22 protein-coding genes and 1 riboswitch are annotated in these 22892 nt (G+C 49.8%); of the genes, 4 read left to right on the top strand and 18 right to left on the bottom strand.

Going from position 1 to position 22892, the window contains the following annotated elements:
* Positions 1 to 18 precede the first annotated feature (18 nt).
* The 4 genes from ACXAJH_RS08655 to ACXAJH_RS08640 form a co-directional block, all read right to left on the bottom strand.
* Entirely contained in the window at positions 19 to 474 is a 456-nt protein-coding gene (locus ACXAJH_RS08655; protein ID WP_474993649.1) for a cupredoxin domain-containing protein, read from the bottom strand.
* Between the two features lie 113 nt (positions 475 to 587).
* The gene (locus ACXAJH_RS08650; protein ID WP_474993647.1) at positions 588 to 1484 is read right to left on the bottom strand and encodes a vanadium-dependent haloperoxidase; all 897 of its coding nucleotides are present in this window, start codon (positions 1482 to 1484) and stop codon (positions 588 to 590) included.
* A gap of 57 nt (positions 1485 to 1541) precedes the next feature.
* Positions 1542 to 3350: an ABC transporter ATP-binding protein gene (locus ACXAJH_RS08645; RefSeq protein WP_474993645.1), complete on the bottom strand. Its 1809-nt coding sequence runs from the start codon at positions 3348 to 3350 to the stop codon at positions 1542 to 1544.
* Complete coding sequence (locus ACXAJH_RS08640) at positions 3347 to 5059, bottom strand: ABC transporter ATP-binding protein (RefSeq protein WP_474993643.1); 1713 nt, start codon at positions 5057 to 5059, stop codon at positions 3347 to 3349. The genes ACXAJH_RS08645 and ACXAJH_RS08640 overlap by 4 nt, the downstream gene beginning before the upstream one ends.
* Before the next feature lie 315 nt (positions 5060 to 5374).
* On the opposite strand from ACXAJH_RS08640, the gene ACXAJH_RS08635 reads away from it, so the two are divergent.
* Positions 5375 to 5566: a hypothetical protein gene (locus ACXAJH_RS08635; RefSeq protein WP_474970773.1), complete on the top strand. Its 192-nt coding sequence runs from the start codon at positions 5375 to 5377 to the stop codon at positions 5564 to 5566.
* Between the two features lie 20 nt (positions 5567 to 5586).
* Complete coding sequence (locus ACXAJH_RS08630) at positions 5587 to 5949, top strand: winged helix-turn-helix transcriptional regulator (RefSeq protein ID WP_474969921.1); 363 nt, start codon at positions 5587 to 5589, stop codon at positions 5947 to 5949.
* Between the two features lie 44 nt (positions 5950 to 5993).
* On the opposite strand, the gene ACXAJH_RS08625 is transcribed toward ACXAJH_RS08630, so the two are convergent.
* From ACXAJH_RS08625 to ACXAJH_RS08585, 9 genes are all read right to left on the bottom strand, one after another.
* On the bottom strand, positions 5994 to 7004 hold the full coding sequence (locus tag ACXAJH_RS08625; RefSeq protein ID WP_474994121.1) for a Gfo/Idh/MocA family protein: 1011 nt from the start codon (positions 7002 to 7004) through the stop codon (positions 5994 to 5996).
* Positions 7005 to 7040: 36 nt separating this feature from the next.
* Positions 7041 to 7739, bottom strand: a complete 699-nt coding sequence (locus ACXAJH_RS08620) for a GDSL-type esterase/lipase family protein (protein WP_474993641.1) — start codon at positions 7737 to 7739, stop codon at positions 7041 to 7043.
* A 58-nt stretch (positions 7740 to 7797) separates the two neighbouring features.
* A complete protein-coding gene (locus ACXAJH_RS08615; RefSeq protein WP_474969924.1) occupies positions 7798 to 8574 on the bottom strand; it encodes a CAP domain-containing protein in 777 nt (258 codons plus the stop codon).
* A 137-nt stretch (positions 8575 to 8711) separates the two neighbouring features.
* Complete coding sequence (locus tag ACXAJH_RS08610) at positions 8712 to 10154, bottom strand: aldehyde dehydrogenase family protein (protein WP_474969925.1); 1443 nt, start codon at positions 10152 to 10154, stop codon at positions 8712 to 8714.
* Between the two features lie 15 nt (positions 10155 to 10169).
* Positions 10170 to 11222, bottom strand: coding sequence for a homoserine dehydrogenase (locus ACXAJH_RS08605; RefSeq protein WP_474993639.1), 1053 nt, complete (start codon positions 11220 to 11222; stop codon positions 10170 to 10172).
* 2 nt (positions 11223 to 11224) lie between these two features.
* Positions 11225 to 12409 carry a M20 metallopeptidase family protein gene (locus ACXAJH_RS08600; RefSeq protein WP_474993637.1) on the bottom strand — a complete coding sequence of 395 codons (1185 nt, stop codon included), beginning with the start codon at positions 12407 to 12409 and terminating at the stop codon, positions 11225 to 11227.
* A gap of 12 nt (positions 12410 to 12421) precedes the next feature.
* Positions 12422 to 13600 (bottom strand): cystathionine gamma-synthase family protein, encoded by a 1179-nt coding sequence (locus tag ACXAJH_RS08595; protein WP_474970453.1) that lies wholly within the window; start codon positions 13598 to 13600, stop codon positions 12422 to 12424.
* 1 nt (position 13601) lies between these two features.
* The gene (locus ACXAJH_RS08590) at positions 13602 to 14573 is read right to left on the bottom strand and encodes a cyclodeaminase (RefSeq protein WP_474990345.1); all 972 of its coding nucleotides are present in this window, start codon (positions 14571 to 14573) and stop codon (positions 13602 to 13604) included.
* A 12-nt stretch (positions 14574 to 14585) separates the two neighbouring features.
* Positions 14586 to 15788, bottom strand: coding sequence for a M24 family metallopeptidase (locus tag ACXAJH_RS08585; RefSeq protein WP_474969929.1), 1203 nt, complete (start codon positions 15786 to 15788; stop codon positions 14586 to 14588).
* A gap of 181 nt (positions 15789 to 15969) precedes the next feature.
* Between ACXAJH_RS08585 and ACXAJH_RS08580 the strand changes: the two genes are divergently transcribed.
* Together ACXAJH_RS08580 and ACXAJH_RS08575 are read left to right on the top strand one after the other, a co-directional pair.
* Positions 15970 to 17190, top strand: coding sequence for a threonine synthase (locus tag ACXAJH_RS08580; RefSeq protein WP_474993635.1), 1221 nt, complete (start codon positions 15970 to 15972; stop codon positions 17188 to 17190).
* Positions 17191 to 17221: 31 nt separating this feature from the next.
* The gene (locus tag ACXAJH_RS08575) at positions 17222 to 18124 is read left to right on the top strand and encodes an aldo/keto reductase (RefSeq protein WP_474993633.1); all 903 of its coding nucleotides are present in this window, start codon (positions 17222 to 17224) and stop codon (positions 18122 to 18124) included.
* Between the two features lie 78 nt (positions 18125 to 18202).
* Here the strand turns inward: ACXAJH_RS08575 and thiE are convergent, their stop codons facing one another.
* From thiE to ACXAJH_RS08550, 5 genes are all read right to left on the bottom strand, one after another.
* Positions 18203 to 18820 (bottom strand): thiamine phosphate synthase, encoded by a 618-nt coding sequence (thiE, locus tag ACXAJH_RS08570; protein WP_474970767.1) that lies wholly within the window; start codon positions 18818 to 18820, stop codon positions 18203 to 18205.
* Complete coding sequence (thiM, locus tag ACXAJH_RS08565; RefSeq protein ID WP_474970766.1) at positions 18817 to 19581, bottom strand: hydroxyethylthiazole kinase; 765 nt, start codon at positions 19579 to 19581, stop codon at positions 18817 to 18819. The genes thiE and thiM overlap by 4 nt, the downstream gene beginning before the upstream one ends.
* Entirely contained in the window at positions 19578 to 20381 is an 804-nt protein-coding gene (gene thiD, locus ACXAJH_RS08560; protein WP_474993631.1) for a bifunctional hydroxymethylpyrimidine kinase/phosphomethylpyrimidine kinase, read from the bottom strand. The genes thiM and thiD overlap by 4 nt, the downstream gene beginning before the upstream one ends.
* Before the next feature lie 46 nt (positions 20382 to 20427).
* Positions 20428 to 20916 carry an energy coupling factor transporter S component ThiW gene (thiW, locus tag ACXAJH_RS08555; RefSeq protein ID WP_474993629.1) on the bottom strand — a complete coding sequence of 163 codons (489 nt, stop codon included), beginning with the start codon at positions 20914 to 20916 and terminating at the stop codon, positions 20428 to 20430.
* 79 nt (positions 20917 to 20995) lie between these two features.
* Positions 20996 to 21105, bottom strand: a riboswitch (TPP riboswitch).
* An 88-nt stretch (positions 21106 to 21193) separates the two neighbouring features.
* Entirely contained in the window at positions 21194 to 22876 is a 1683-nt protein-coding gene (locus ACXAJH_RS08550) for a PucR family transcriptional regulator (RefSeq protein ID WP_474969936.1), read from the bottom strand.
* Positions 22877 to 22892: the final 16 nt, after the last annotated feature.

The raw sequence follows: 22892 nt of genomic DNA, 5'->3' as shown, positions 1-22892 counted from the left end.
ATTCTCCCCCCTGCAGATTTAATCAACGACAATGTAGGCAATCATAGGTCCGTCGGTATCGATCTCTGCATGCGTTGTACAGATCAGCCGGTAGATGCCTTCCTTATCAAATTTCAAATCCACCACCGTTTCCTTGCCCTGCTCCACCACTCCTTTGATGTCTGTACCTTCAATATAGAAAGGATGCTCTTTCCCATTCACTCCATAAATGGATAATTGGACATCCTCTCCCTTTTCAACAAGAATTGTTCCCGGGTCCCATCGGTAGGCTTCCATTTCTGTGCCATCCGCTTTTTCGGCTTTGAATTCCCCTGTTACAAGCTGGACCCCCCGCGGTTCTCCACCTGACGGGGCTGTCGTTGTCGAGACGGCACTTTTCCAAAAGAATGATCCGATAAAATAGGCGGCCAGTGCTATAACAAGGGCACCCCCGATCAGACCGATTTTCTTCGCCGACCATATCCATGCTTCCATGTTTATCCCTCCTGTAGATGTTCCTTACATATATATGCAGGTCCTCCAGGGGAACTTGTCTCTTTTTTCCCATACAAAAAGAACAGCCGTCCGGCTGTTCTCTCTCATCCATATTAAAAAAAGAGCTTTGGATCAATCCATTCCGTATAGGACGAGGATTCATCGTCTTCGCTGAGAAGCAGGGACCGGCACCGCTGATCATAATCAAAGGGTATGGCCTGCGTATAATCCGCAGGGTACACGTCCGCATTTCTATACTGGGTGAAAGGTCGATCGAGCGGGACACCCCGGACTTGATCCTTCTTCAATTCTTCAACAACGATGCCGCCGATCTGGCGCCCCAGTCGAAGGCCCTGGTCGTTGTCGACAGGATAGTGAACACCAGCGAGCAGCCGTGACCGGGCATTTTCCTCCGCGAGCTCCCTGATTTTTTTCCTTTCTGCCGGAAAGAAGTAGGTTAATATAGCTTCTGCGGCTCCGGATACGGTTGCATGGCCGGACGGATACGAAGGATGGTCCGGTGTGCAGATGACGGTGGCCAGAGATGGATCAAGCTGGTTCGGACGCGGCACCAGCCACTTATACTTCAACGACCAGCAGACGACGAACGCATCATTCATCCCACTGAACAAAGCCCCTAACATCCGGGCAGCCCGTGGAGCTTCCACCCCATAAGTGTCGATCAAACGATCAGCAATCGGAAGCCACTGCTTGGAAGCCGGCCCCTCCCCCCAATATTTCGCTACACGGATGTCATGGTCCGTCAAACCTGCCAGTACTCTCTTCACTTTCTTTAACTCTTCCTGCCAGTGGATCGTTTCCGGGTCCTGGATCATTAAACGGATTGGCTGTCCATCAAGCCGTTTGAACCCATGCCGGCGGCTGTGGTGAATAAAATAAGTCTTCCATTCACCTGCCTCCACTTCAACACCGGAATCGAGCTTCGGAGGATGATCTTCTCCTGCGTAAGGCAGTTCCGTCCAAAGTGGATAGTTGTGATTACGGGACATACGCTTCCCCTCCCTTATGTCATACCATATGACACAGGGACCACGGTGGTGTATTTTTCACCGAGCTGATGAACGCTGAGTCCCGGACTGAGCTTGAATCAATCCCGCATATCTGCCGCCCTGTTTCATTAAGGACGTATGGGTCCCCTGCTCTACGATGGCCCCATTCTCCATAACAAGAATCACATCCGCCGATCGAATCGTATGCAGACGGTGGGCGATGACAAAACTTGTCCTGTCTTTCATCAATTCCGTCAGTCCTGCATTGATTTTGATTTCCGTCACTGTATCAATACTGCTTGTCGCTTCATCAAGGATCAAAAGTGCCGGGTCAGCGATCATGGCCCGGGCGATAGAAAGAAGCTGGCGCTGCCCGTGGCTGACCCCCTTCCCATCCGAATCGAGTTTCGTATCATAGCCGTCCGGAAGCCGGACGATAAAATCATGAGCATGTGCAGAAATGGCGGCTTGCTCCACCTCTTCATCCGAAGCACGAAGACGGCCGTACCGGATGTTTTCCCGAATTGTCGTGTTAAACATGACAGCGTCCTGGAGAACGACTCCCATCTGACTGCGCAGACTGTCCCGGCGGATATCGCTCAAAGCTGTACCATCCAGCAGGATGCTTCCTCGATCCGGTTCAAAATAGCGGGATAACAAGGAGATTACAGTGGTCTTCCCTGCCCCTGTCGGTCCTACAAGGGCCACTGTCTGCCCTTGTTTCACCTTGAAGCTGATATCCTTCAAGGTATCCTGTCCTTCCTTGTAGGCGAAGGAGACATTCTGGAACTCCACTTCCCCCTGCAGAGGAATCGATACAGACCGGGATTCATCCTCGGTTTCCATCTGTTCATCCATCACTTGAAAAACTCTTTCCGCTCCTGCAGCAGCTGACAGGATCATATTGAATTGGTTGGCAAGATCATTAAGAGGCCGGGTGAACTGACGGGAATAGGTCGTGAAAGTCACAATGATTCCAATCGATATGAATCCATTGACCGCGAGAAGGCCGCCTGCTCCTACAATAATGGCAAAGCTGACGTTATTCAGCATGTTCATCAGTTTGGGGATAAACCCGGTATATACCTGCGCATAATAGCCGGACTCTCTCAACGCTTTATTTTTTTCAGCAAAGTCCTCAATGACGTGGGGTTCTCTTGAGAACATTTTTACGATGAACTGACCGGTGAACATTTCCTCTACATATCCATTCACGTCACCGAGATTCCGCTGCTGTTTCTTAAAAAAAGGGCCTGTCCGGTTCGTAATCCATTTCATACCGGCATACATGACCGGAACGATCGTCAATGTCAAAAGAGTCAGCACAGGGCTCAGCCAAAGCATCATTCCGATTGTACCCACAATGGTCAACACGCTCGTAACGAATTGGACAACCGCTGTGTTCAGCGTCCGACTTACATTTTCAATATCGTTGGTCAGACGGCTCATCAGCTCCCCCTGCGGCATTGTTTGAAAATAGATGACAGGCAGCTGCTGAACATGGGCAAATAACTGGTCCCGCATACCCTGCACAGCCTCCTGGGCAATCCCGATCATCCAGTAATTTTGGAGCCATAAAAAGACAGAGTGCATCAGATATACACCCAAGAGAAGCCCAAGCATGATGAGCAGCTGTCCTCTACCTGGATCCTCAATGACGGTATCTACTGTTCTTCCGAGCAGGTAAGGTCCGAGAAGAGAAAGACCCGCACTTAGTACAATAGCTGTTATAACGAGGAAAAAAGCCCACTTGCGTCCACTCATATAGCTCCAAATCCGTCTTAAAGTCGAACCAAATTGATCCGTCTTCTGTCCTGACATTCCGATCGAGTGATGGCGGCCTCCCCCTGCTTCCTGGCGCTTCATGACATCACCCCTTCCTTTTGTGACTCAAAGACCCGCTTGTAATAGGCATTCGTTTCAAGCAGTTCCTCGTGTGTTCCTTTCGCAGCAATCCTCCCCTGATCAAGCAGCAGAATCAGATCCGCCTGCTGGATGGAACTGATCTTCTGAGCTGTAATGAAGACCGTACAGGACTGATCATCCAGAGTTTTCAACAGCTGTTTTTCCGTATGGGCATCGAGAGCACTGGTGCTGTCATCCAGCAGCAGAACAGACGGATTCCGCACTAAAGCCCGCGCAATGGACAACCGTTGTTTCTGCCCGCCGGAAAAAACGACGCCCTTCTGCCCGATTTGTGTATCATACCCACCAGGAAGTGATTCAATGAAGTCAGCTATCTGCGCCTGAGCGGCCGCCTCCCTGATTTCTGCTTCGTCCGCTCCCGGTCTGCCCCAGCTGATATTTTCACGGACCGTTCCTGAGAAAAGCTGGACCTCCTGAGGAACAAGACTGACGGACTGCCTTAACACCTCCAGGGAATAATCCTCCATATCTTTTCCGTCCAAAACAATTCGACCGGATTCTTTTTCGTATAATCGGGGTATTAAATGAAGGAGAGACGTTTTACCTGAGCCTGTTTCTCCTAGGATTCCCACGGTGCTTCCGTTCTCAGCTTCAAAGGAAATGTTGTTTAGAATACGTTGACCGCCCCGGCGGAAAGAGACATTCGAGAAATTTATTCCACCTTCGACATGGTCAAGCGAACAGGACCCGGCCGCACAGTCGGTCTCCACAGATGATAAAAGAACCTCTTCCACCCTCCCGGCAGAAGCCTGGCCGCGGGAAACCATCACAATGAGGAAGGTGAACACAGAGAATGTGAAAAGAATTCTAGTCGCATAATTGATGATGGCGACAAGCTCTCCCGGCTGTAGACTTCCGATGGCCAGAAAACCGGAGCCCGTCCATAACAGAACGAGAATGACCACATTCATGCCGAGCATGACCATCGGCATAGCGGTTTCCATCAACCAGAGCGCCTTTTTATTCTCAGCGACGAGCCCCGCATTAGCCGTGCGGAACTGCTCTTCCTCGTAATCTTTGCGATTGAATCCTTTCACAAGACGGACGGCAGATAAATTCTGTCTGATTACATTATTCAAAGCATCAAGCTTTTCCTGCACTTTTTTAAAGTACCGGACCCCTTTCATTAAAGTGAAAAATAAGAATACGAGAAATACAGGAACACCCCCGATCAAAATCATGGAAAGACGGACATCAATGGTCAGTGCCATGATAAGGGCAGAAATGATGAAAAGAGGGGCGCGAAGCCCGATTCTGACCAGCATGAAAAGCAGGGACTGCAGCTGTATGACATCGTTTGTAATTCTTGTAACGAGACTCGGTGTCGAGATCCTTTGAAATTGATCATCGGTAAAATACTGGACTTTTTCAAATAAGTCACGACGCAGGTCATGCCCCACTCCTTGACTGAAATCGGCGGCATAAAAGGAATTTGTTATCCCGGCAGCAAAGGCGGCGAACGATAACCCGAGCAGAACAAGTCCCCAGATCGTGACCTCCGATAAATCACCCGGGACAATTCCATCATCGATAATCTTCGCCATAAGGACAGGCTGAGTCAGTTCGACGATCAACTCAATCACCATCAGCAGTAAAGCGATAACTACGGATTTCTTATATGGAATGGCATAAGAAAATATTCGTTTCATATTTTTTCCTTTCCGGCTGTGTCCACTGTACAAGCTGTTCCGTATACAGCCCCTGTGTTATGTATGGTCCGACGCATGCACTTATACAAAAACCCCGAAATTTATTATATAAGTATAACTTTTGTATACCTGTACACCCCTTTTCAACAGGCTGTACAAACCAAAAACACGGACTTAGTTGTTGCTTAACCAACTATTTTTAGTTCATAATGGTCTATGTTGAAACTAACCTTTTTGTAACTACTTGTGATGTGAATAAAAAGGAAATAGAATTATAGTAATAGCGTTTTCCGATTTATCAGGAAGGTGATCCATTTGGACAATATAAAGCCAATTTTTCCGGTTACGGAAGAATTGCTCGAACTTGTGGACTTGTTGAATCAAATATCTCAATCAGAGGAAGAAAAAATCATTCCTCAAACAATGACGGTATTAAATAAAGTATATGCCCAGGGCATCATGGAAGGCTATGAAAAAGCCATGCAGAAACAGGGGCAGAAAAAATAAATGGAAAAGAGGCGGGACTGATGGGAGGCAGAGTCGGCATTAGTGTCACACTTGAGGTCGTCTGTGGGAAATGGAAGGGGTTGATTCTCTGGAAGCTTCTTCAGGCTGAATCCATGCGGTTTAATGCGCTACGTCGTACTCTTGATGGTAATATTTCTTCGCGGATCCTGGCACGTGAGCTGAAACAGCTGATGAATGACGGACTTGTGGAAAGAATTGACCATCAGACCGTTCCGCCTCATGTTGAATACCGCTTATCCCCTTACGGCCGCTCAACAGCTTCCTTCCTCCATGCTATGAACCAGTGGGGAATCAAGCATCAGGAAGAATTGGAAGCTGCACAGCCCTATCCTGACCGGGCAGGTGACGAATCCACATCTTAAGAAAAAAGAGGCACGTTCATACACGTGCCTCTTTTCTCTTCGTCTTATTCATCTGCGGGATATAGGAGACCAATCTGTCTGCGGGCTTCCTCCATAATCCGGGCAGTGATCAACGTGTGTTCGAAGGAATTTACAGAAGACTGTTTCGCCCCCCGTCCAATGACCTCAATAAACTCAGCCACTTCATAATACATAGGAGGAAAATCACTCTCGACCGTCAGTTCTTCCCGTTTTCCGTCCCGGTATAGGATGTGGATGTTTTCCGGTTCAGAAATGTTCGGAATGATCATGGTCCCTTTTTCTCCTTGAATTTCTGAAGGAGAATGGGAGTCGATAATCTTCGAGTGCATAACGACCCCTTCCATATCGCCGTAGTCCGCTGTTACAGATCCTTGGCCGTCGACACCGGATTCCAGAAACAGGCCGTTTGCTTTAATGGAGCGTGGTGCCCCGAATAAAGCCGCCATCGGATAGATGCCGTAAATCCCTAAATCCATCAATGAGCCGTTGGATAATTCAGGTTTGAAGGCATTCAGGACCTCCCCTTGCTTATACGCGTCATAGCGGGAGCTGTACTTACAGAAGTTCCCTACATACCGGCGGACAGGGCCCAGCTTATGGAGATGCTGCTTCACCGCTGAAAATCCAGGCATCAGCGTGGACTTCATCGCTTCCATCAGGACGACCCCTTGGTTTTTGGCTGTATCAATCATACCGGCAATTTCCTGCTGGTTTGACGCCATCGGCTTCTCACAGAGTACATGTTTTCCATGCTTCATAAGAGTGACCGCATGTTCGGCGTGGAGAGCATTCGGACTGGCTATGTAGACGGCCTCGATTTCTTCACTGAGAGCCAGGTCTGCTATTTTTGTGAAACGGAGTGGAGCTCCGTACTGATCGGCGAACGCATCGGCCCGCTCCTGGTTTCTTGAATAAACCACTGTCAATTCAAATTCCGGATGGCTGCGCCCGGCTTCAATCAGCTTTTCGGTAATGGTATTTGTTCCTATGATGGCAAATTTCAAAACGATACACCGCCCCTTCTTTATGGTCATTATACATGAAACCATAGGAAACCCCTATATTTACCGCTAGTTTTTCAACTGATTCCAGCCCAGCTCAGCCAGTTTTTCCTGTCCCTTTTTGTTCGGGTGAACATCCCGTTCTATGATATATTCCGGATGTCCTTCAAAAGCTCCATACGCATCAATCAGCGTAACAGAGGCAAAATGACGGACCAGTTGGACGAGTGATTGATACTGCTGATTAATGTAGGAGAGGGGGGCACTCAACTGATCAGAGGCTGCCGGATAGGGATTATATAAATTATAGACAAGAATTTCCCCGTCTGACAAATCGTCAATTTCAAGGATTGTCGAATACACATTATAAATAAGATCTCTGATGACAGGTGCCGCTTCCTCCAGATCCACCCCTTGTAGGTTATCGTTTTTCTTAAGGAAATTGAGCAGGTCATTCCCTCCAATATAAAGAAGGATATAATCCGAATCAGCGACCGCTTTACGGAAGACCTTATTTGTTTTCAACTCCTGAAGCAGTTCTCCTGATGTAAGTCCCGGGACACTGAGATTATTGACGGCCATGTTCCCTTTTTTCCCAATCAAATAAGGAAAAGCATAAGGTGATGGCTGTTTATTGACGGGGGTAAGGTGATACCCATATGGGATGGAGTCACCAAGCGCTGTGATCTGCTTTTCAGGGAAGCTGTAGACATGGACAGCTCCCGTCATCCATATGAGCAGAAACAGTAGTAGTCCTGTCTTCTTCATGTGTATCGTCCTTTGCTGGTTTATGTAGAAAGGCGCCGGCAGAGCCGGCCGCTTTTCTTTACTTCGCTATGAACATCTGCACCCAGTAGTTCCCATCCTTGGCATAGCCTACACCAATGTGGGTGACACTGTTGTTCATGATATTTTTCCGGTGTCCGGAGCTGTTCAGCCATCCATCCACAACGGATTTTGGAGACTGCTGGCCTGCAGCTATGTTTTCAGCCGCTGTAGAATAATCGACATCAAAGTCCTTCAGCATATCGAACGGACTGCCGTAGGTTGGAGACGTATGGGAAAAATAATCATTCTCCGCCATATCCTCTGATTTCACCTGGGCGACCTCTTCCACTTCTGCACTATTCTTCAATGGCTCCAACCCATTCTTTTTACGGGCTTCGTTTGTTAACTCGATGACCTTTTTCTGAAAATCACCGGATGCTGCCTGGCTTTCGCTTGGGCTGGAGTCTTTTTCAGTTTGGTTCTTGTTTTGCTGAGCAGACTCCGGCTGTCCTTGGTTATCCCCGGATGGTGCAGCCTGACGTTGGTCATAACGGCCTTCCTGATCGAAAAAGTACGGGCCTTCCATCCTTCCATTCGGACCATTGGGATTGATGCCCTCAAAATAGACGTTGGCATCGAAACGGCTCTGTTCATTGGAACGGGGGTCTACGGCATACCTTTGTTCCTGCTGCATGTTCTCATCTTCCGGATCGAAGGTAACCTGGTTCAAATTGTTGCGCTGACTTTCACGCGCACGTTCTTCTGTTGTATTACAAGCAGCCAACAAGCCGAGAAGCATGATGACTGATAAGATCACAAGGATATTCTTCCTCATTTTCATCCTCCTTAAGGAATAGGTTCATCTATACTATCTGCTCTTTCCATAACCTTATCCCTGAAAAGAAGTACCAGCATCACTCTTGCTTTTCCACGTAAAAAAAAGACTGCGGAACCCCACAGTCTTCGTACTTATCACCGGTGATTCAATCGGAAACAGACGACCTTCTGCTCGGTCATTGCTTCCATGCTGAAGCGCACACCTTCCCGGCCGATCCCCGATCCCTTGGTTCCACCAAACGGCATCTCATCAATCCGGTAATCACTGCTGTCGTTGATCATCAGTCCTCCAACATCCATATACTGAATAGCTTCAAACGCTTGTTGAATAGTATTGGTGAAAATTCCCGCCTGCAGCCCGTAGTTCACAGAATTGGACAATTCAATCGCTTCATCCAGACTTCTCACCGGGTGTACGAGCACAACAGGTCCAAATATTTCCTCCTTAGCCACTTTTGCATCATGCGGAACGCCGGTCAGAATGGTCGGATAGTAAAAGGCTCCTTCTCTTCTTCCACCAAGGACGATCTCCGCCCCTTCGCTGACCGCTTCCTCCACCCAGCTTTCCACCCTGAGCGCCTCTTTTTCCTGAATCATCGGCCCGACATCCGTTTCTTCCTCCATTTTATCGCCAACATGGAGAGCAGCTGACGCGGCTGCGAACTCATCAAGAAAAGCTCCATACTGCTGTTCCTCCACATAAATCCGCTGCACACCGATGCAATTCTGCCCGGCCGCTGAAAAAGCACCTGAAACGCAGGCTTTTACAGCTTCTTCCCGGTCTGCGTCGTTCAAGACGATAACAGGGGAATTGGATCCGAGCTCCATACTTAATTTTTTTGTCCCTGCTTTTTTCGTAATCGCATCACCTGCTTCGGGTCCACCGGTAAATGAGATCATCTGAACGGCCGGATGAGTGATTAAAGTGTCACCAATATCTTTTCCTGATCCTGTAATGACGGACAAATACCCTTCTGGAAGCCCTGCGGCTGTAAACGCCTCAGCAAGTTTCAAAGCACTTAAGGGGGTGACAGAGGCCGGTTTCAGGACAATCGCATTACCCGCAGCGATCGCAGGGCCGATCTTATGCGCCACTAAGTTGAGGGGATCATTAAACGGCGTAATAGCTCCGATGACACCGATCGGAAAGCGCTGATAATAGCCGACTCGGTTTTCACCGCCTTCATTCTGATCAAAATTGATGGTTTCTCCTTTTAACCGCCGCGCTTCCTCGGCACTGATTTCAATCGTCTGAACCGCCCGCTTCACTTCTCCCCTGGCTTCGGTAATCGTTTTGCTTCCTTCCAGGGCGATCACTTCAGCAAAGGACTCTTGATTCTCCCGCACGTAAGCGGCAGCTTTTTTCAACACTGTCATCCGTTCATGCGTCGGCCAAGGGCGCCGGGAAGTAAAAGCACGATGCGCCCCTTCCACCGCCTCTTCCATATCTGATTTGGAGGCGGAAGGTACTTCGGCGAGTAAACGCCCGTCCTGAGGATTGTAGACCGGGAAAGTGGAATCGGCTTCGACCCACCGCCCCGCGCACAGCATTTTTTCAACAACAGGATTCGTTTTCATGGCTCTGCTCCTTTCCTACACTTTTATTCTGGACTGCTGTTTATGGTAATGGATCAAATCAATCAACAAGGCATACCCGGTTTCCTTCAGTCCCGCTCCTGCTCCTGTCATAAAAATGGGGCCGGACATGTCACAGTCATATAAAATGGCATTCAAGGCTCCTGATACTCCCGCAAGAGGCTCATGAGCGGAGATGCGTTCCGGCTTGACCACCCCTGTAACACGGTCACCGTCCAAGGTTAATGTACCGATCAACCGCCATTTCTTTCCCGCTTTTTCCGCTTCCTGTATATCCGATGCACTCACTCCCGTAATCCCTGTACAAGGAATATCTTCCGGGGACAACGCCACACCAAAGACATGACTGGACAGGATGGCGAGTTTATAACGGACATCATAACCTTCCACATCACTGGTGGGATCAGCTTCTGCATACCCTAGGCCCTGCGCCTGCTTCAAAGCCTCTCCATAGTCCAGACCCTGCTCCATTTCCGTCAAAATATAATTGGTCGTACCATTCAGGATGCCCTTGATTTTATGGATCGTATTTCCTGCAAGTGTCTGCTCTGGAAGACGCAGCGCAGGTGTTCCGCTCATGACCGTGCCTTCAAAACCGAAAAATGCACCTTTCTCCTCCGCTTTCCGGGTCAACTCCTCATACGCATGGGCGACAGGTCCTTTATTCGTCGTGATGACACTTTTCCCTTGATCCAGAGCCCGGCGGCAGTGGGTCAATGCCGGTTCGCCTGTTTCCACATTCGTATAAGTGACTTCCACGATGACGTCTGCATGAGCGTGATCGATCATCTCCAAACTGTCCCAGCCTTTAACGACACCCGCGTGTTCCGGATAGGTTTCCACAGTCCCATGATCGCTGAGCCCTTTCAAAAGAACGGGAATATCAAGCCCATCCGGATGATATACCGCCCCTTTCATAACATCACTGACTCCGACAACGACAGTATCCAAGCCATACTCCTTCCTAAGGCGGAATCTTTTCTCTTCGATGATTTCCGCAAGTGCGCGTCCGACTCCTCCAAAACCGATAAAGGCGATTTTAACAGGCATTGTCATCCCCCTCGCTTTAATAGTTCATAAGCACTCCCCAAAAGGACTTGAACACCATGGGGCAGTGCTTGTTCGTCCAAATCAAAATCGGATTGATGCAGACTTTTCTCTTCGGTCAGCCCACAGCCAAGGAAAAACATCGCACCGGGAATGGTTTTCGTGTAAAAACTGAAATCTTCACTCCCCATGCCGAAGGGTTCTTCAATAAGCTTCAAAGAACCTGCGGCTGTTTTGATGGCTGTGTTGATATCGCGGTCGTTTACAAGGGCTGGTTCTCCCCGCTGGACAGTAAGTTCATATTTCCCGCCAAGGGCTGTCACGAGTGCAAGGGTCTGCTTCAATTCTTCCAGCAGCTGTTCTCGGACGGATTCCTTATAAGAACGGATCGTACCCTCCAGATAAAGCCGGTCGGGGATAATGTTTCCCGCTTCACCAGCCTGAACCCGGCCGACGCTGAGTGTCCCGACTTCCAATGGGTCCATCCGGCGCCCATTCAGGCTGTATAAAGCTCCCAGCAGCGAGGAGGCCATCCAGATTGGGTCTTTCACTTGCTGTGGATAGCCGGCATGGCCGCCGGAACCATGGATGACAATGGAAAATTCATCGTTGTTTGCCATACTCGGCCCGTCATGCCACTGCACTTCCCCTGGTTTACGCCACGGACACATGTGGAGCCCCACCATTTTTTGAATATCATCCAATCTTCCTGTCTGCAGCATTTTCACAGCTCCGGTTTCCCCTTTAGAGTCGCAGCATTCTTCGGCCGGTTGAAAGATCAACTTCACTGTGCCTTTGAAACGCCCTCGTTCTGCATCTTCATGCAGCAGCTGAGCGGTACCCAGCAGTACAGCCATATGGGCATCATGGCCACAGGCGTGCATCACCCCTGGAACCCTGGAAGAGAACGAATGGGTGGTCGTTTCTTGAATCGGGAGGGCATCCATATCCGCCCGCAGTCCGACCACCGGACCTTCTCCATGACGAATGGAAGCAACCACGCCATGGCCGCCTACTTTTTCTTCTACCTTAAAGATTGGAAGCTTCTTAAGTTCCGCAGCAATCGTTTCACTCGTCCGCTTTTCCTGAAAACTGAGTTCAGGGTGGCGGTGGAAATCCCTTCTCCAGCTGACCAGCTGCTCAAACAATTGACGGGATCTCAAGGCCAAGTCCGGGTTTCTGGTCTCCACACCGCTCCCCCCTTAAGGATTCACATAGGTTTTCAGCGATTGGAATGCCTGGGCTAAGTCCGCCTTCAAATCTTCAATGTCTTCGATTCCCGCCGAATAGCGGATCAAGCCTTCAGGAATTCCCATAGCCGCTCGTTCTTCTGGTGTACACTCCACATGACTCGTCGTTCTCGAAGGGCCGACAACGGTTTCTACAGACCCTAAGTTGGCGGCTCTATTGGCATAATTCAACTTAGGCAGTAAATCACGGACACCTGCCACTCCGCCTTTCACAGAAAAGCTGAGCATGCCACCGAATCCTCTCATCTGTTCTTTCGCTGTCTGGTGATGCGGATGCTCCGGAAGGCCTGGATAGAAAACGGCTTCCACTTCGTCAAAGGATTTCAAGTATTCAGCGATGGCTGCAGCATTCTTGTTTTGTTGATCGACGCGCAGCTTCAACGTCTTCATCCCGCGCAGAAGCAGGTAGGCAGCCATCGGGTCGAGGGTGGCTCCATTGATTTCACGGTAGTGGTAGATCGGTTCAATCAATTCTTTTCTGCCACAGACTGCTCCCCCAAGAGCATCAGCATGGCCACCGAGGAATTTCGTGGCACTGTGGATGACAAGGTCTGCCCCTAGCTCCAGTGGGTTTTGGTTGACCGGTGTCGCAAATGTATTATCGACGATGACAAGGGCACCAGCAGCCTTTCCAGCCTCAGCCATCCGCTTGATATCCGTAATCTTCACGGTTGGATTGGTCGGGCTTTCCAAGTACAACACCTTGCATCCTTTGGCAATCTCCCCTTCAATCAACTCGTGATCTCCAGTCTCACAAAGGACAACCTCGACCTGCTGTTTGGGAAGGAATTCAGTAAAGATTTTATTCGTTCCGCCGTACGTATCTTTAATGGACACCACCCTGTCGCCCGGGAACAAGTACGTACTGAGCGTATTGCTGATGGCCGCCATCCCTGTGGAAAAGCTTGTGGCTGCCTCCGCTCCTTCCAAGATACGGATTTTGTCTTCAAACGCCTGCACAGTCGGGTTGGTGTTCCTGCCATAAATATGACCGGGCTTAGCGCCTACAGCAACGTCATACCATTCATCCATGTCGTCATAACCAAAAGATACGCTGTGGACGACAGGTACCTGTGTCGCTCCGAAAGCCAGCTGTTCCTTTTCACCAGCCCAGATGGATTTTGTGCTCATTTTAGCTTCTTTCACGAAGATCATCTCCTTTATTTTTCAAAGCTTTCCACGCAAACCTTGCGATGGCTGTGTCCTGCACCCCTGTTCCTGTTAAATCACAGACCGTAATATCCTCATCGGAAGTTCGGGCCTGTTTACGGCCGCTGGTGAGCTCCCCGAGTTCCAGAGCCTGTTTTTCCAGATCCGGTACCCCTCTCAGTTCCCCGAGACGTCTGGACTGATGGATGACATCACAGGTGATGCTGTCCGCTTGTTCCAACACCCCGTGGTCAAGCTCCTGCTTATGTTCCGCATCCGATCCCATTGCTGTGATGTGAAGGCCGGGTTTTAACCATGCTGCATAAATCAGCGGCTCACGGGACGGGGTGGTCGTTACAACGATGTCGCTTTCATCGACGACCTGCTTCACGCTTGAGCAGATCGTTACCGGCAGGCCCAGTTCGTTTTCCACCTCTTTTTTATACGCTTCCGCCTGTTCCACTCTTCGTCCATACACATATACGTGATCGATAGGACGGACGAGCGTCAAAGCTTTCAATTGGAGTCTTGCCTGGGCACCTGTCCCGATGATACCGGCCCGGTGTGCGTCTTTTCTGCTGCAGAACGCCGCTGCCACGGCCCCCGCGGCGGCGGTACGCAGATCTGTCAATAGACCCTCATCTGCCAGCACGGCAAGCGGCTGTCCGGTACGGCTGTCAAGCAGAATCATCATGCCTCCGGATGTCGGAAGGCCTGCGGAAGGATTGTTAAAGAAGCCGGTGGATAATTTAACAGCAAAACTGTCTTCGCCCTCAATATAGGCGGACTTGATGTCCACTTCCCCGTTATGCTCCGGCACGTCTATACGCATAATCGGCGGCATCGTCACCTTTTTCGTGACCAATGCCGTAAAGGCTTGTTCGATGACTTTGAGTAATGGGGGGTCGAGACGTATGAGGCGCTCGATCTCCTCCCTGGTATACAATTGAATCACGGCCACTTCCTTTCAGCTGATTTGTCCGCTCAAATCCAAATGGTCACGAATGACTAATTCCTGAGGATATGTGGTGAAGCGTTCACTGCCTGAGTCCGTCACCCGGAACGTTTCCGATATTTCTATCCCATCTGTATCAAACCAGAGTGCCGGGATGAGGTGGAAGGTCATATTAGGCTGAAGGACAGTCGGGTCCCCTTTTCTAATACTGGCTGTATGCTCGCCCCAGTCCGGAGGGTAATTCATGCCGACAGAATACCCGAGACGGGCTTCTTTTTCATATCCGTATTTTTTGATCGTGTGCCGCCATACTTCTTCAAGCTCTCCACAGGTGACTCCAGGCTTCGCAAAATCAAGCACCGTCTGAATACCTTCGAGAACTACGGGAGCGACCTGCTTCATCTTCTCATTCGGCTGTCCGATGGCTACGGTTCTTGCAAGTGGAACATGGTACCGCTTATAACACCCTGCCAGTTCTATAATAACGGCGCTTCCTTCTACAAACGGACGGTCCGTCCACGTTAAATGAGGAATCGATGTATGGTCTCCGGTCGGCAGAAGCGGCACGATGGATGGATAATCCCCGCCGTATTCCGGCGTCCCTTTTACGAGATGGTAGTAAATCTCCGCTGCCGTATCACATTCTCTGACACCGGGCCGGACGCTTTCCACCCCTTGAGTCATGGCAAGATCCGCAATCCGGGCTGCCCGCCTCATGTATTCAATTTCCTGGTCTGACTTGACCATCCTCACTTGGTTGACCAAAAGCGAACCATCCGCAAAAGAAGCGTCCGGAAGTCCCTGCTTCAGCCGTTCCAGAGCCATACCCGTGAAGTAGTAGTGATCCATTTCCACACCGATGCGTCGTTTCCCCTGACCGATCTGCCGGATGATTTCCGCTGCAAAATCCATCGGATGGTAAACGGCTGAATGGACATAGTAATCCGGATAGGCGATGACATTTTCATCGTAGATCCATGTCGTCACTTTGGCACCGCCGGCATCCTGGTATCGGCCAATCCAGAGTGGCTGAGGTTCATCAATCAAAATTACGAGCATTTGATGGACATAAAAGGACCACGCATCATAACCGGAGAGATAATTCATATTGGCAGGATCCGTTATCAGCAGCACATCGATCCCTCTGTCCGCCATATTTCCTTTGACGGCCTGCAGACGCTTCTGGTACTCCAAAATGTCAAACGGAAGAACCATTCCATCCCCTCCATCCAAGTAGTCAGAATTTTAAATCTTCATTACGTCCATTGTATTCAACAGAAATTTTTTATGTAATGTAAAAATTGTATGAATTTTCAAGGCTGTCCTTGCTACATAATGGACACAGATGTCCCCTTTGGTGTTATGCTCTTTATAAATGCTTGTAGGAGGATGATCCATGACGTACAGTTACATCTCTCACCTTTACTGCCCGAAATGCTCGAAAACCTACAACACCTCAGAACCTCACCACTTATGTACTTGCGGCTCACCACTGCTTGTAAACTATGATTTGGAAGCGCTGTCTACATCTTGGTCAAAAGAAAGCCTCAGGGACCGCAATCCCGATCTCTGGCGCTATCATGAACTTCTTCCACTACAGAACCCTTCTTACCGGGTCTCCCTGGGAGAGGGGATGACACCGCTCCTTTCTCTGCCCGCTCTTGGAAAAGACATGAACATCCCCCATCTGGATATGAAGGATGAAGGCGTCATTCCGACGGGCTCTTTCAAAGCCCGCGGAGCAGCTGTCGGGGTATCCAAAGCCCGCGAACTTGGCGTGAAGGAACTGGCTATGCCGACAAATGGCAATGCAGGAGCGGCTTGGTCCCTCTATGCCGCCAGAGCGTCCATCACCCCCACCATTGTTATGCCGGTCGATGCCCCGAAAATCACACGGAATGAGTGCGCGGTTTCGGGAGCACGCCTTTTCCTTGTCAATGGCTTGATCAGCGATGCCGGCCAAATCATTTCACGGGCCGCTCAGGACCCGGACATCTATGATGTTTCCACATTGAAAGAGCCTTATAGAATCGAAGGAAAGAAAACAATGGGGCTTGAAATCGCAGAACAGACCGAATGGAAGCTGCCGGATGTCATTTTGTATCCGACCGGAGGCGGCGTCGGTTTAATCGGTATTTATAAAGCGATTCGGGAGCTCCAGCGACTGGGATGGGTAGAAGACGGGCGGATGCCGCGACTTGCTGCTGTCCAGTCAGAGGGCTGTGCCCCCATTGTGAAGGCCTGGGAAGAGGGACGGACAGAGTCCGATTTCTGGGAGGATGCAGATACGATGGCGTTTGGAATCAACGTTCCGAAAGCCATCGGTGATTTCCTTGTGTTGGAGGCGATCTATGAGTCCAATGGCTGTGCGGCTGCTGTATCTGAATCATCGATTCTGGAAGAACAGCAGCGGGCGGCGGAAATGGAGGGAACATTCGTCTGCCCGGAAGGTGCGGCTGCTTTTGCTGCTGCCCGGCAGCTGCGTCAGAAGAACTGGATCAAGGAAGAAGAGCACGTCGTCGTATTGAATACCGGAGCCGGCATCAAATATCCGGACACCGTAAACCTTGATATTCCAATCCTTCAACCTGGTGACACTTTGAAAAGAAAGGTATGATGAAAGTATTCTTAAAGAAAGTTGGGATAGAATGGAACGCATACAAATAGCAGAAGACCTCTCTTATTCACGCATTGTACACGGATTATGGCGTTTAGCCGACTGGAACCAATCGAAGGAAGAGACACTGGACTTGATTGAACACAATATCGATCAAGGCATAACGACATTTGACCATGCTGATATTTACGGAAGCTATACTTGTGAGAAGCTTTTCGGAGAGGTACTCAGTCTGAAGCCATCTCTCAGGGATCAGATGGAGATTGTAACGAAGTGCGGCATCGTACTTCCTTCAGAAAACCGCCCGGAGCATATGTCTCATCACTACAATACGACGAAAGAACATATCATCAAGTCGGTGGAACAGTCGCTTACCGATCTTCAGACAGAGTATGTAGACACTTTGCTGATCCTTCGTCCCGACCCGTTCATGGACCCTGCATCCACAGCTGAGGCCTTTATTCAGCTGCAGAAAGAAGGAAAAGTACGTACCTTTGGTGTGTCCAATTTCAAGGATCATCAATGGCAGATGCTTGAATCCTATCTGCCGTTTTCTCTTGTAACCAACCAGCTGGAACTTTCCGCCTACCAACTGGAAAACTTTGAAGACGGTACGTTAAACCTTTGTCAGCAGAAACGCGTCGCGCCCATGGCCTGGTCCCCTCTGGCCGGCGGAGAAGTCTTTACATCCAACGATGATAAAGCCGTGCGGCTGCGAGACACACTGGCGAAGATCCAGGAGGAAATCGGTGCCGAGGGCATAGATGAAGTCATGTATGCCTGGCTTTTGAACCATCCGTCCCGGATTATGCCGATCGTCGGATCCGGTAAAAAGAACCGGATCGCCGGTGCCGTTAGAAGCCTGGATTACACCCTTACTCATGATCAGTGGTTTGAAATTCTACAGAGCTCCATGGGCCATGATGTACCGTAATTCATTTACAAACGTTTGATTCTATAAAAAGGACCGGAACGACGCTCGTCATTGCGTCGTTCCGGTCCTTTTCAGCGTTTATAACTCTCCAACAGCCTTCCGGATATCCTCCGCTTTCGTAATGGCGGATATGACAGCTGTGCCGGATGCGCCGGCTTCCATCACTCTGTGTGCATTTTCCGTGGTGATGCCGCCGATGCCGACCACAGGCATGTCCGGCTGTCTATCTTTTAATTCTTTGATCCATTCCGTACCGGAAACCGGGTTGGCATCCTTTTTACTCGTTGTAGGATAGACCGGTCCTGCTCCAAGGTAATCAACGAGATCAACGGGGCTGTTTTCCCATTCATCCAGGTCGGAGACGGACAGACCGATCACCGCATCAGGATGTGCCTCCCGGATCCCCTTGACGTGTTCATCCGACTGACCGACATGGATGCCTTCCGCGTTCAATCGGCGGAAAAGGTCCACATCATCATTTACGATGAATAAAATACCGGCGGATTTACAGCGCTGCTGCAATGCAGCCGCCAGCTGATATTTTTCATCCCCCTGCAGCGCCCCTTCCCCTTTTTCCCGGAATTGGAAAGCCGTAATGCCCCCTTCAATCGCTTCGTCCAGGATGGATAAAGGGTCCCTGTCACAGTCCTGACTGCCCATGATCAAATATTTTCTGAGCTGCTGTTCCAAATTCACCGGTCCGCCTCCTCTTCTGCTCCCAGAGCATCGATAAACGCAGGAACAAATGTCCCGGGTCCTGACACATGAGGGTGAGAAGCGGCCTGTTCTGCTGCTTTACCAAAATGATAGAGACCGGCCCGGACGTTTCCTGCGCGGTCTCCTTCAATGGCAAGAAACGCAGTGAGAACGGCACCTAGCAGACATCCGGATCCTGTGACTTTTGAAAGCCATTGGTGTCCTGTATCGTTTTTGAAGACTTCTCCTTCATACCCGATCACATCGGTTTTGCCTGTGCAGACAGCCATCGTCTGATAAAGTTCAGAAACTTTGAGAGCAATCTCATCGGTATTGGAGGCTTCTCCAGAGTCCACCCCTTTTGTTTCGACTTTCTCTCCAGCAAGGAAAGCCAGTTCTCCCGCATTGCCTTTGATCACATCGACATGAACCGTCGACAATATTTTCCTACAGGCCTCTTCCCTGTAGGAGGTGGCAGCGACTCCTACAGGATCCAGAACGACAGGGACGCCGGCTTCATTCGCCGCTTTTCCCGCCTCCAGCATCGCTTCCACCTGCTGCTCGTTCAATGTGCCGATATTCAACAGAAGGCCGTCTGCCAAACGAGCGACATCCCCGGCTTCCTGAACGGCATTCGACATAATCGGCGAAGCGCCGAGAGCAAGCAGGCCGTTGGCTGTATAATTCATGACGACTGCATTGGTAATGTTATGAATCAAAGGGCGTTCACTCCGCAGCTTCTGGATCAATGTTTGTGTCATGGATGAAAAACCTCCCTGCGTACAGCGAAATGATTGGTCGGGCCGTCCCCTTTACCAAGATCGAAAGAATGGCGAATAGCCTCTGTCACAAAATGCTTGCCCTTCTCTACCGCCTGCGCGAGCGGATATCCCTGGCTCATATAAGCGGCTATAGCAGCCGAGTACGTGCAGCCTGTGCCATGGGTATTCGCTGAATCAATCCGTTCTTCTTCGAAGGTGTGCAGCTCATATCCGTCATATAGAAAGTCGACCGCTTTCCCTTTTAAATGGCCGCCTTTTACAAGCGCAGCACCGGCTCCCAGCTGTTCTACAATTTCCACAGCTGCTTCCTTCATATCCTCTTCATGATGGATCCTTCGATTGAGAAGGGTTTCTGTTTCCGGAATATTGGGGGTGACAAGCGTCGATTCTGGTACAAGATGCCTTTTTAAATAGATCTGTTCTTCCTGCTCTACAAGCGGATCTCCACTTTGAGCAATCATGACAGGGTCCATAATATACGGAGCATCGATGGTCTGCATCCAGTCTTTAATGACCTGCATCATTTCCTTATTGGCAATCATCCCTGTCTTCACAGCGTGCACCGGCATATCATCACTTACCGCAAACAGCTGCTCACGGAGGAAGGAGTCAGGGAGATGATGCACATCTTTGACTCCTGTCGTATTTTGGGCGACAACCGAAGTCACCACACTCATACCATAGCTTTTCAATTCCTGGAATGTTTTCAAATCGGCCTGGATGCCGGCTCCTCCACTTGGATCCGTACCGGCAATTGTTAATACACATGCGGGTTTCATTGAACCACTTCCTTTCCTATCAATCATTCTTTTCAATTGGATTTCATCAGGACTGCGGGAGCGGGCTTTCCACCTTCACTCTTGATAAAAGGAACACAGCAATGACCGCTCCTGACAGACTACTCACTAGAAACGACGGAAGAAACGCAAAGACCGCTGCTGAGCTTCCCATGAACCAGCTGGCGAAGGGAACGGCGGCCAGAGCACCAATCACACCTGTGCCCAGCACTTCTCCTGCTGCTGCAGAAAGCTTCCGTGCATAAACCTTATAAAATACACCGGCAAAAAACGCCCCGAACATACCTCCGGGAAAAGCCAGAATCGTCCCGAGTCCCAGCAGAAAACGCAGCAGGCCGATGACAAAAGCGACCGCCACCGCTGGAATCGGACCGAGCATTACGGCTGCCATGACATTGACGGCGTGCTGGACAGGGTAGGCTTTGGCTGCTCCAGCGGGAAACGATAAAAACTGCGAGCCTAGTGTACCTACGGCCACAAGGACGGCCATGAATGTAAGAATTCTGGTTTTATTCATCAGTCAGCTCCTTCCTGGGAATAAAATAAAAAACCAGGTCCACCGGGGACCTGGTTTTGATAGAAGAAGTCGATCAATGACGATCATGTGACTACTTCCCTCCGCTGGTATTAACCAGATCAGGTACGTAAGAGTCAGAAAGCGTCCATGCTTTCCTCTCAGCCTCTTCAGGCTCCCCTAGTAGTTTTGAAATCTATTCACTTGCATCCATCATAACAAAACTGGTTGAATCTGTCATCATCTCCTGCCTCATGCAGCCAGGCAAAAAGACTTCCGTTCACTGCGGCCCGGGCTTCTCTACTTTTTTCAGGAGCCACAGCCGCACACTCAGCTCCAGTAAAAATAAATCATCCGCGTTCAACAAGGACAACCCCGTCAGCTGTTCAATATTCCTCAGCCGGTGCAGAAGGGACTGCCGGTGCAGATTCAGTGCCCTCGATGTCTGGCTGACATTGCTGTTGTACTTGTTATAAACCATAAATGTATGAAGAAGCTCCGCCTGCCTTTTCTGATCATAATCAATCAGGGGCTGGAGAGTATCCTGAACAATATCCTCGATTTCTTTTTTATGGGATAAGGCCATCAAAAGCCTGTTCATCCTTGTCTCCTTAAAGAATGTCCGGCCCCCGGCCTCGTTCTGCTGCTCTCCCATCTGCAGGGCTGTCCGCGCTTCCTCATAGCTGTGATGGAAGACTTGATACCCTTCTTTATGACACGAAATCCCCCATTGGATCGTGACACCAGCCAGCAGTTCGAACAAACGCCTTTCGACAAGGTCCAGAAATTGATTCGCTGCTTCCTCACTGCCTGCTTTATCCGCCTCCAGAAAGATGATGACTCTCTCTTCATCAAAGGTCGTCATCACCTGCCGTCCCACCATGTGCCCGGCATAAGCGGCCTCCTTCTGGATGTAATAGTTGCGGCTCTGTAGAGAAGAAGAAGAGGGAAGCTGTCCATCGTTTCCTACTGAACGGCTTGCCGGCCGATGGAACAGAACCTCTCCGACAAAGCAGACGTAAGGTTTCTCAAGATCATAGCCGAGAAGCCTGGCTTTCGACAACAGCTGCTTGTCCATGCGCTGCTCCTGCTTCGCCAGTTCCAAAAGAAAGTTATCCTTGAGACGGATTTCTGTCATTTCGATGGCATTTTCCTTCACGAAATAAAGGGCACAGGCGGTCAGCGTGTGCTCAAGAATCGTCATCATCTCTGTTGTTACCTCTTGGTCCTTTTCCGGCTGAAACAACAAATATCCCTGTTTCTTATAGTTGGATAGAATCGTAAGCTGATAACAGCATTCTTCACCGATTTGATAAGCTTCTATAAAATGTGTAAGCGGGTGCTCCACACGGAAAGGATGCTCAATTAAAGAAACAACCGCTTCTTTACGCCCGTTCAACGCTTCAATCAGGGAAGAATCAAAATGCTGATTGGCCCGGATGTGCTTCAAATGGTCACTGATGGCATTGGGCAGCCCTGTGTATTGATAGAGGATGGTCGTGATTTCCTGAAGTCCCTTCCCATTCAGCACGCAATTGATCAATTCCTGACGGATCCCTTCGACATGCCTGTGAATCTTCTGTTTCTCATCATTGATTAACTGCAGCACGCCTTGAAGAATATCCGCAAACCGTACTTCCCAGGGGATTTCCACAAGCACGAGCTCATGTTGTTCAGCTAGAGCAATGATACGATCAGGGATTTTAAACAAATGACGGCCGGTGGCAAAAGCCAGAATGGAAGCATCTGACCGGATGACATCCTTCACGTAGGCCTCCAGGGCCGGGATATCCTCCCCGCATCCCACTCCCGTGCTGAGAACAAATTCATTGTTTCTCACAAAATTTTCGACAGGCGTCTCTATGACAGAGATCCACTCCACATCACGCTCATAAACAGGCGTCTGCACGTTCGCTTTCTCTAACATCGGCAGCTTCAATACCTCTTCCACAGGTACACCCATCCCCACTCCCCCTTTT

The organism is Halobacillus sp. ABD4_316 (genome assembly GCF_056161385.1).
Note: the sequence above shows the minus strand (reverse complement) of the source record. Positions and strands in the feature narration are given on the sequence as shown.

Coding starts and splice junctions, on each gene's coding strand:
- ACXAJH_RS08585 (WP_474969929.1), bottom strand. CDS start 15,788: ATGGTTCTTCCGTTTGACATTTTGGAGTACCAGAAGCGTCTGCAGGCC.
- ACXAJH_RS08620 (WP_474993641.1), bottom strand. CDS start 7,739: ATGAAGAAGACAGGACTACTACTGTTTCTGCTCATATGGATGACGGGA.
- ACXAJH_RS08650 (WP_474993647.1), bottom strand. CDS start 1,484: ATGTCCCGTAATCACAACTATCCACTTTGGACGGAACTGCCTTACGCA.
- thiD (WP_474993631.1), bottom strand. CDS start 20,381: ATGAAACCCGCATGTGTATTAACAATTGCCGGTACGGATCCAAGTGGA.
- ACXAJH_RS08625 (WP_474994121.1), bottom strand. CDS start 7,004: ATGACCATAAAGAAGGGGCGGTGTATCGTTTTGAAATTTGCCATCATA.
- thiW (WP_474993629.1), bottom strand. CDS start 20,916: ATGAATAAAACCAGAATTCTTACATTCATGGCCGTCCTTGTGGCCGTA.
- ACXAJH_RS08605 (WP_474993639.1), bottom strand. CDS start 11,222: ATGCCTGTTAAAATCGCCTTTATCGGTTTTGGAGGAGTCGGACGCGCA.
- ACXAJH_RS08655 (WP_474993649.1), bottom strand. CDS start 474: ATGGAAGCATGGATATGGTCGGCGAAGAAAATCGGTCTGATCGGGGGT.
- ACXAJH_RS08595 (WP_474970453.1), bottom strand. CDS start 13,600: ATGAGCACAAAATCCATCTGGGCTGGTGAAAAGGAACAGCTGGCTTTC.
- ACXAJH_RS08575 (WP_474993633.1), top strand. CDS start 17,222: ATGGAACGCATACAAATAGCAGAAGACCTCTCTTATTCACGCATTGTA.
- ACXAJH_RS08640 (WP_474993643.1), bottom strand. CDS start 5,059: ATGAAACGAATATTTTCTTATGCCATTCCATATAAGAAATCCGTAGTT.
- ACXAJH_RS08630 (WP_474969921.1), top strand. CDS start 5,587: ATGGGAGGCAGAGTCGGCATTAGTGTCACACTTGAGGTCGTCTGTGGG.
- ACXAJH_RS08580 (WP_474993635.1), top strand. CDS start 15,970: ATGACGTACAGTTACATCTCTCACCTTTACTGCCCGAAATGCTCGAAA.
- ACXAJH_RS08610 (WP_474969925.1), bottom strand. CDS start 10,154: ATGAAAACGAATCCTGTTGTTGAAAAAATGCTGTGCGCGGGGCGGTGG.
- ACXAJH_RS08645 (WP_474993645.1), bottom strand. CDS start 3,350: ATGAAGCGCCAGGAAGCAGGGGGAGGCCGCCATCACTCGATCGGAATG.
- ACXAJH_RS08550 (WP_474969936.1), bottom strand. CDS start 22,876: ATGGGTGTACCTGTGGAAGAGGTATTGAAGCTGCCGATGTTAGAGAAA.
- ACXAJH_RS08615 (WP_474969924.1), bottom strand. CDS start 8,574: ATGAGGAAGAATATCCTTGTGATCTTATCAGTCATCATGCTTCTCGGC.
- thiM (WP_474970766.1), bottom strand. CDS start 19,581: ATGACACAAACATTGATCCAGAAGCTGCGGAGTGAACGCCCTTTGATT.